Annotated in this window: 10 protein-coding genes; 5 read left to right on the top strand and 5 right to left on the bottom strand. The window is 73.0% G+C overall.

Annotated elements, in window-relative coordinates; translation table 11 throughout:
• Positions 1-871, top strand: an 871-nt coding sequence (locus tag FGF04_RS13695) for an RNA polymerase sigma factor (protein WP_149512259.1), incomplete at its 5' end; no start/stop codon positions are given.
• Here the strand turns inward: FGF04_RS13695 and FGF04_RS13690 are convergent.
• The 3 genes from FGF04_RS13690 to FGF04_RS13680 all read right to left on the bottom strand — a co-directional run bounded on the left by FGF04_RS13690 (position 868) and on the right by FGF04_RS13680 (position 2,543).
• Positions 868-1,281 (bottom strand): VOC family protein, encoded by a 414-nt coding sequence (locus FGF04_RS13690; RefSeq protein ID WP_149511578.1) that lies wholly within the window; start codon positions 1,279-1,281, stop codon positions 868-870. The genes FGF04_RS13695 and FGF04_RS13690 overlap by 4 nt on opposite strands.
• Before the next feature lie 9 nt (positions 1,282-1,290).
• The gene (locus FGF04_RS13685; protein ID WP_149511577.1) at positions 1,291-1,698 is read right to left on the bottom strand and encodes a helix-turn-helix transcriptional regulator; all 408 of its coding nucleotides are present in this window, start codon (positions 1,696-1,698) and stop codon (positions 1,291-1,293) included.
• 80 nt (positions 1,699-1,778) lie between these two features.
• Positions 1,779-2,543, bottom strand: coding sequence for a GAF and ANTAR domain-containing protein (locus tag FGF04_RS13680; RefSeq protein ID WP_149511576.1), 765 nt, complete (start codon positions 2,541-2,543; stop codon positions 1,779-1,781).
• A 472-nt stretch (positions 2,544-3,015) separates the two neighbouring features.
• On the opposite strand from FGF04_RS13680, the gene FGF04_RS13675 reads away from it, so the two are divergent.
• Both FGF04_RS13675 and FGF04_RS13670 read left to right on the top strand, forming a co-directional pair.
• A complete protein-coding gene (locus FGF04_RS13675) occupies positions 3,016-3,861 on the top strand; it encodes a GAF and ANTAR domain-containing protein (protein WP_235882324.1) in 846 nt (281 codons plus the stop codon).
• The gene (locus FGF04_RS13670; protein ID WP_149511575.1) at positions 3,858-4,586 is read left to right on the top strand and encodes an ANTAR domain-containing protein; all 729 of its coding nucleotides are present in this window, start codon (positions 3,858-3,860) and stop codon (positions 4,584-4,586) included. The genes FGF04_RS13675 and FGF04_RS13670 overlap by 4 nt, the downstream gene beginning before the upstream one ends.
• A 157-nt stretch (positions 4,587-4,743) precedes the next feature.
• Here FGF04_RS13670 and sodN read toward each other — a convergent pair whose 3' ends face one another.
• Positions 4,744-5,139: a superoxide dismutase, Ni gene (gene sodN / locus FGF04_RS13665; protein ID WP_041984481.1), complete on the bottom strand. Its 396-nt coding sequence runs from the start codon at positions 5,137-5,139 to the stop codon at positions 4,744-4,746.
• 145 nt (positions 5,140-5,284) lie between these two features.
• Here sodN and sodX point away from each other — a divergent pair, with 145 nt between their 5' ends.
• Positions 5,285-5,719, top strand: coding sequence for a nickel-type superoxide dismutase maturation protease (gene sodX, locus FGF04_RS13660; protein ID WP_149511574.1), 435 nt, complete (start codon positions 5,285-5,287; stop codon positions 5,717-5,719).
• Here sodX and FGF04_RS13655 read toward each other — a convergent pair.
• The gene (locus FGF04_RS13655; protein ID WP_149511573.1) at positions 5,602-6,252 is read right to left on the bottom strand and encodes a CGNR zinc finger domain-containing protein; all 651 of its coding nucleotides are present in this window, start codon (positions 6,250-6,252) and stop codon (positions 5,602-5,604) included. The two genes, sodX and FGF04_RS13655, sit on opposite strands and share 118 nt — an antisense overlap.
• Positions 6,253-6,363: 111 nt before the next feature.
• Here FGF04_RS13655 and FGF04_RS13650 point away from each other — a divergent pair, with 111 nt between their 5' ends.
• A complete protein-coding gene (locus FGF04_RS13650) occupies positions 6,364-7,122 on the top strand; it encodes a class I SAM-dependent methyltransferase (RefSeq protein ID WP_149511572.1) in 759 nt (252 codons plus the stop codon).
• Positions 7,123-7,157: the final 35 nt, after the last annotated feature.

Raw genomic sequence — 7,157 nt, 5'->3', positions numbered from 1 at the left:
CCTCACCCCGCCCGCCCGGATCGCGCTCACGCTGCGCGCGGTGGGCGGTCTGACGACCGCCGAGATCGCCCGCGCGCACCTCGTGCCCGAGGCGACCATGGCGCAGCGCATCAGCCGGGCGAAACAGAAGGTCAAAGGAGTGGGCTTCGGTCGCCCCGCGAACTGGGAGGAGCGGCTGCCCGCGGTGCTGCACGTCCTGTACCTGATCTTCAACGAGGGGTACACGGCCACGTCCGGCCCGTCGCTCCAGCGGGCCGAACTCGCGGGCGAGGCGATCCGGCTCACCCGTAGGGCGCACCGTCTGCTGCCCGACTCGCACGAGGTCACCGGACTGCTCGCGCTGATGCTGCTCACCGACGCCCGCCGGGCCGCGCGCACCGGCCCGCACGGTGAGCTGGTCCCGCTCGACGAACAGGACCGGACGCTGTGGGACAAGGCGGCGATCGAGGAGGGCGTGGCGCTGGTGACCCGTGCGCTCACCCGGCGCCGCCCCGGCCCCTACCAGCTGCGGGCCGCGATCGCCGCCGTCCACGACGAGGCCGCCTCGCCCGACGACACCGACTGGCGGCAGATCCTCGGCCTCTACGACCTCCTGGTGCGGTTCGTGCCCGGCCCCGTCGAGCGTCTCAACCGCGCGGTGGCCGTCGCAATGGTGCACGGACCCCGGGCGGGCCTGGCCGAACTGGACCCGCTGGAGGCCGAACTGTCGGCGGGCCACCGGCTCGACGCGGTCCGCGCCCACCTCCTGGAACGCGCCGGTGACACCGCGGCCGCGCGCGCCGCCTACCGGGCGGCGGCCGGCAAGACCCTCAGCCTCCCGGAACAGCACTACCTCCAGGCCCGCGCCGCCCGCCTGGGACCGGCTCCCTAGGCCTTGCGCTCGGTGAAGCGCAGGAGGTTGCCCGCGGGGTCGCGCACCGCGCAGTCGCGCACCCCGTACGGCTGGTCCATCGGCTCCTGGAGGACGTCGGCGTCCGCGGCGAGCAGGCGCGCGTACGTCGCGTCGCAGTCCTCCGTGGTGAAGATGACGCCCCGCAGCAGTCCCTTGGCGAGCAGTTCGGCCACCGCCCGCCGGTCGGCCGGCGCCGCGTTCGGGTCGGCCAGCGGCGGCTCCAGGACGATCTCCACGTCCGGCTGGAGCGGGGGCCCGACGGTCACCCAGCGCATGCCCTCGAAGCCGACGTCGTTGCGGACCTCCAGGCCCAGCACGTCACGGTAGAAGGCGAGCGCCCGGTCGTGGTCGTCGACCGAGATGAAGCACTGCGAGATTTTGAGGTCCATGGCGTCACGCTAGAGGCTCGGCGCGGGCCGGCGTACCGGTCGTGTGTACATCTTCGCCACGCACGCCGGGATCGCCGCCCCCGGCTCGTGCGACCGCGCCCGGTACGCGCTCGGCGTCTCCCCGACCAGCTCCGTGAAGCGGGAGCTGAACGAACCGAGCGAGGTGCACCCCACGGCGAAGCAGACCTCCGTGACGCTCAGGTCACCGCGCCGCAGCAGCGCCTTCGCGCGCTCCATGCGGCGCGTCATGAGATAGCTGTACGGCGTCTCGCCGAAGGCGGCCCGGAAGCTGCGCTGGAAGTGGCCGGGGGACATCAGCGCGGTGCGCGCGAGCATCGCCACGTCCAGCGGCTCGGCGTACTCACGGTCCATCCGGTCGCGTGCCCTGCGCAGTCGGGCCAGGTCCTCCGTGGTCATGCCCGCAGCATCCCACGGCCCACCGACAGCGGCCCCGGCCCGTGGCCGGGCGACCGCGGACCGGGGCCGCTCGGCAGCCGTCAGCGAGCCGGCCGCGGCCGGGGGAAGGGCGGGCTGTCGGACGGGCTGGCGACTATCTGCGCGGCCAGTTCGGCAAGTTTTATCCGGTTCGTGCGGGCGTGGCCGCGCAGGCGGTCGAAGGCCTCCTTGAGGTCGCAGTCGAAGCGTTCGACCAGGATGCCCTTGGCCTGCTCGATGACGACCCGGCTGTTCAGGGCGTTCTGCAGCTGATCGCCCCGGTTCACGGCGTCGCGCAGCAGGTCGCGGTGGCCCAGCCCGATGGCCGTGGCGTCGGCCAGCAGACGGGCCCACCCGATGCCGGACGGCTCCAGCCCGCCGTGCTGGTGGTACAGGTCGAGCGCTCCTAAGGCCCGGTCCCGGTGGACGAGGGGCACGGCCGTCACGGCGGTGAAGCCCTCGGTGAGGGCGCGGCTCGTGAAGTGGGGCCACCGGGTCCTGCTGTGCGGATGGGTCAGCGGGACGTCGGCCAGGGGCTTTCCGTTCCTGCCGCGCGACACGTCCACGCAGGGCCCTTCCTGCAACTGCGCCTGCAGACGCTCCAGCCGGCGGGCCCGGTCGTCGGACGCGGCCATGTGCCCGGGGACCCCCACCGGGCCGAGGAGGCTGCAGGCGGCCTCCTCCACACCCGGCACGAGCACCGTGACCTGCGTGAGCCGTCGCAGGAGATGTGTCTCGTCCTCGCCCCGGGCCGGCGCGTCGACGAGGACGAGCAGGTGCGCGGCCACTTCCTGCGCCTTGCCTGGATCGAGCGGTTCGGTGTTCATCGCATGTGTCCTGAGAGGCCGGAGGGAGGGCAGAGCCGGAACGGCAGGATGCCCGGGGATCCGGGTGTCGTTTCCGGGCGGAGGCCCGTCGCCCCGCTCTCCAGCCAAGCACAAAGCGCCATGGCTCCACTACCGTAAGTCGGATCCGGTGGCAGTCTTCCGGCCGCGTCCGCCGGGGCGAGACGTCCTGTTACGTGAGCAACTGTCCGCGATGGAGGGAGCAGGCATGGACCCGGGCGCCGAGGCCGGTCTTCCGCCACCCGCCCGCCACCCGCCCGGCGGCCGTACCGTCGGTCGTACCGGCCACCGGGCCCGGCGGCCGGACGCAGCCGGAGGAGCCCGAGGAGCCGGGACGGACCGGAGAAGTCCGGGACACGGCGCCGGAGCACGCGGGTGGCCCGCACGGAGTGCCGGCGTGGGCGATACTGGCGCCTCATGCTGCCGGCTGAGCGCCAGGGCGGAGGTGAAGCCGATGCGGCCCGAGAACCGCGACGGCGAGAACGGGATGCCCGGCCGTGCGCACCCCTTCGAGGCGGAGGACCGCCGCCGGGTCACGGAGGCCTTCAGCCTCCTGACCGCGTCCGCCCGGGTGCGGCGGGCGCCGGACCTGCTGTGCCGGGCCTGCGTGGACCTGCTTCCGGTCAGCGGCGCCTCGATCTCCATCAGCGGCAGCAGCACGGTCCAGGCGTTGTGGTGCGCCAGCGACGACACGGCGGCACGCCTCGCCGAGGCGCAGTACACGCTGGGCGACGGCCCCTGCCAGAGCGCCCTCGCCCGCGCCGCCCCGGTGCTCGCCCCGGACCTCACCGCGGGGCCGGACGCCCGGCGCTGGCCGGTCTTCGCGCACCAGGCCGTCGAACTGGGGGTCCGGGCGGTCTTCTCGCTGCCGCTCGGCACCGGCGCGCTGGCGCTCGGCACCCTCGACCTCTACCGGGACACCGCGGGACCCCTGTCCGTACGGGACCTGCGGATCGCCCTGCTGGTACGGGACGCGGTCACCTTCGCGGTGCTGAGCCTGGAAGCCGCCTCAAGCGACGCCGAATCGGCGGACGGCTCGGAGGTGGCGTCCTGGGTGGACGCGGCGCAGGCCGACCACGTGGAGGTCCACCAGGCCGTCGGCATGGTCATGGTGCAGCTCGGGGTGGATCCTGACCAGGCGTTGGACCGTCTGCGGGCGTACGCCTTCGCCCACGGGCACACGGTCACCGAGGTGGCACAGGAGATCCTGGCCCGGACGCTGCGGCTGCGGCCGACGGGTGATGATCGACCGAAGGGCCGCGGTCGGCTCGGCGACGAAGGAGACGGAGAGCGGTCATGATGCGAGAAGAGCAGCTCGCCGAGGCGTTCGTCGGGCTGGCCGACACCCTCGACGAGGGCTTCGACCCGGTGGTCCTGCTGGACCGTCTGATCGGGTACTGCGTCGGCATCGTCGGAGCCGACACGGCGGGGATCGTGATGGCCACCATCCGCGGTGACCTCCGCACGATGGCCGTTTCGGCCGGTCCGGCCCCGGCCGAACTGATCCGTACGCAGACCGAGGAGGGCCCCGGCCTGGACTGCTACGAGACCCACCTGCCCGTGGACGCCCGCCGCCTGCATGGGTGGGCCGACCGCTGGCCGCGGTTCACGGCACGGGCCCTGGAGGCCGGTTACGGCGCCGCGCACGCGCTGCCGCTGCGGGTCGGCCGCCAGACCGTCGGGTTCGTGAGCCTCCTGCTGGCCGCGCCGGACGGCCTCGCGCCGGGCGACCTGCGCCTGGCCCAGGCGCTCGCCGACGTGGCCGCGGTGGCCCTGGTCCACTGGAGCCCGGACCCGGCCAGGCCCATGGACATCCTCACCCACGTCCAGGCGGCCGTCGCCGCCAAGGCCACGGTGGAGATGGCGCAGGGCATGCTCGCCGAGCACGGCGGGCTCGACCCCGCGCACGCCCTGGAGGCCCTGCGCGCCTACAGCGGGCGCAACGGCAACCGGCTCACCGCGACGGCGCAGGCCCTGGTCCGCCGCACGCTCGACCCGGCGGCCGTGATCGCCGCCCTGCCGTGACCGCCGTTCCGTCGTGACCACGGTCCGGGCGACCCGGAAACGACCGCACCCGGACCGCTGCGGACGCCGTGTTCGGCGGCCTGCGGACCGGGTGCGGTCGGGGACACGGGGACCGGGACGCGCAAGGGTGCGCGCGGCCCGGACGGCTCGACCTGGGTCAGGCCTTCTTGGTCTCCCAGAAGATCTTGTCGATCTGGGCGATGTAGTCCAGGGCCTTCTGGCCCGTGGCCGGGTCCGTCGACGCCTTCGCGGCCGAGAGGGCCTTGAGGGTGTCGTTGACCAGCTGGTGCAGCTCCGGGTACTTCTCGAAGTGCGGGGGCTTGAAGTAGTCGCTCCACAGCACCGAGACGTGGTGCTTGGCGAGCTCGGCGCGCTGCTCCTTGATGACGGTGGCGCGAGCCTGGAAGTGCGCGTCGTCGTTGCCGGCCATCTTCTCCTGGACGGCCTTCACCGACTCCGCCTCGATGCGGGCCTGGGCAGGGTCGTACACACCACAGGGCAGGTCGCAGTGCGCGCTGACCTTGACCTTGGGGGCAAACAGGCGGGAAAGCATTGAGCTGTCCTTCCTCGTGATCGTCTTCTCAGGTGGGACATTACTCCGTGAGGGACGGGTTTTCGCGGGTGCCCCCATGGGCTTAGGACAAAAGTCCGGGGCGGGACCGGGACTCGTGGAGGATAGGACCGGGGAGGTGCCGGAGATGCCGGAGCTGTCGCAGGAGACCGAACGCACGAGGGGCGTCCTGCCCTTCGGGGCCGCCGAGGTGACGGGACCGTCCATGGTGCCCACGCTGAAGCACGGGGACCGCCTCGTGGTGCAGTACGGGGCCAGGATCCGGCCCGGTGACGTCGTCGTGCTGCGCCATCCGTTCCAGCAGGACCTGCTGGTCGTCAAGCGCGCGGCGGAGCGGCGCGAGGGCGGCTGGTGGGTGCTCGGCGACAACGCGTTCGCCGGCGGGGACAGCACGGACTACGGGACCGTGCCCGAGGAGCTCGTCCTCGGGAAGGCGCGGTTCCGCTACCGGCCGCCGGAGCGGGGCCGGCGCTCGCCGTTCGCGCTGGCGCGCTGGGCGCTGTCGGCCGTCAGGCCGGTGCTGTCCGACCGGTCCGCCTCCTGGCGCTTGCGCGCGCGGTAGGCGGCGACGTTCGCGCGGGTAGCGCAGCGGTCCGAGCAGTAGCGCCGGGAGCGGTTCGTCGAGGTGTCGAGGTAGGCGTTGCGGCACGGCGCGGCCTCGCACAGGCCCAGACGGTCCACCCCGTACTCGGTCAGGTGGAAGGCCAGGCCCATCGCGGCGATCGCGGCGTACCCGGCGGTCGCGTTGGACGGGTGGTCCGCGAGGTGCATGTGCCACAGCGGGCGGCCGTCGTCGTCCCGGAAGTCGTGGCCCGAGATCTGCGGGCTGACCGGGAACTCCAGCAGCAGTGAGTTCAGCAGGTCCACGGCGAGCGTCTCGTCGCCGCCGTCCGCCGCCTCGAAGACCGCGCGCAGCCGGGCCCGTACGCCGCGGAAGCGGGTCACGTCCGAGTCGTTGGCGCGGCGGGCCGCCGACGCGTTGCCCCCGAAGAGGTCGCGGACGGCCTCGACCGAGGTGAGCGTGTCCTTGCCCCGGGCCGGCTCCTCGCTGTTGACGAGACGGACGGCGTAATCCGAGTAATAGGCCAGTTCCACTTGTAGTCCTTACGGGGAAGCTCTATGGTCGTGGTACGGACATGTAATGGTTAATGGTGCCTCCAGGGTATTACATGCTGGGTGGTGCGCGGCGGAGGAAAAGGGGTTCCCATGACGACCACTCTCGGTTCCGACTGGCACGCGTGGCAGGAGAGCTGGGACCGCCAGCAGGAGTGGTACATGCCCGACCGCGAGGAGCGCTTCCGGGTCATGCTCGACATGGTCGAGGCCCTGGTGGGCCCCGCGCCGCGCGTGCTGGACCTCGCGTGCGGTACGGGAAGTATCACGGCCCGGCTCCTCGAAAGGTTCCCGGACGCGGTCAGTACCGGCGTCGATCTCGATCCGGCGCTCCTGACCATCGCCGAGGGCACGTTCGCGGGCGACGACCGGGTCACGTTCGTCACGGCCGACCTCAAGGACCCCGACTGGACGGCGCTGCTGCCGTACGACGCGTACGACGCCGTCCTGACCGCCACCGCGCTCCACTGGCTGTACAGCGAGCCCCTCGCGGCCCTGTACGGGCAGGTCGCCGGGCTCGTCCGGGACGGCGGGGTGTTCATGAACGCGGACCACATGGCCGACGAGTCGACTCCGCGCATCAACGCGGCGGAACGGGCTCAGCGGCACGTCCGCATGGAGGCGGCGAAGGCCGCGGGGGCGCTGGACTGGGCCGACTGGTGGCAGCTCGCCGCGGCCGATCCGGTGCTCGCGGGGCCGACGGCGCGGCGGTTCGAGATCTACGGGGTGCATGCGGACGGGGACACGCCGTCCGCCGAGTGGCATGCGCGTGCCCTTCGCTCGGCCGGTTTCGCCGAGGCGCGGACGGTCTGGTGCTCGCCGTCGGACGCGCTGGTCCTGGCCGTCAGGTAGCGCCTGTTCCTCGCCCCCGCCGCCCCTTCCCGTCC

The sequence above is a fragment of the Streptomyces apricus genome (genome assembly GCF_008369065.1).
GTDB lineage: Bacteria > Actinomycetota > Actinomycetes > Streptomycetales > Streptomycetaceae > Streptomyces > Streptomyces apricus.
Note: the sequence above shows the minus strand (reverse complement) of the source record. Positions and strands in the feature narration are given on the sequence as shown.